Origin of the sequence: Paenibacillus sp. PL91, from assembly GCF_012935325.2 — a bacterium.
In the GTDB taxonomy this organism is placed as follows: domain Bacteria; phylum Bacillota; class Bacilli; order Paenibacillales; family Paenibacillaceae; genus Pristimantibacillus.
Window position 1 is genome coordinate 1 of sequence record NZ_JABBYG020000080.1, and the last position, 506, is coordinate 506.

General features: G+C 42.1%; 1 protein-coding gene. It reads left to right on the forward strand.

Translation table 11 applies throughout. The annotated features are described in order from the left end of the window. Nucleotides 1-320 (forward strand): tyrosine-type recombinase/integrase (locus tag HI950_RS35450; RefSeq protein WP_169091786.1); only part of this gene is annotated, 320 nt, incomplete at its 5' end. Nucleotides 321-506: the final 186 nt, after the last annotated feature.

Below are 506 nucleotides of genomic sequence, written 5' to 3' on the forward strand. Positions count from 1 at the left end.
GTAAAGTATGGTTGAAGAAGTATTTAGCCAATCGTGAGGATTCATGTAAAGCCTTATTTGTAACTGATACAAAACCACTTAAACGTATGGCCATTCCAACGCTCAGATGGGCATTAAAGCGTCTTGCAGTTCGCGGAGAGATCGAGGCAAACGTGTACCCTCATCGATTTCGTCATACTTATGCATGTCAGCTACTTGATAACGGAGCACAGTTAGATTTTATTCAAGACATGCTGGGGCATGAAAAAGCATCGACCACGCAAATTTATGCTCAGCTCCGCGGAGAGCGTCGGAGAGAACTTTATCGCCGATTTTTTTAGTATGAAATAGCGGCGGATTCTCCTCTAGAGTTCCGCCGCTATTAAACTAAAGGGTAGTATAGCTCCAATATGTGGTATTGTATGAGTGTGATAAGAGGTGCGTTATTTTACTGTTCCAATTTATAGAACTGACTAGACGCTCAATAACTCTTGCCGCTCTAATCTTTCCACCTCATCATCATGTAA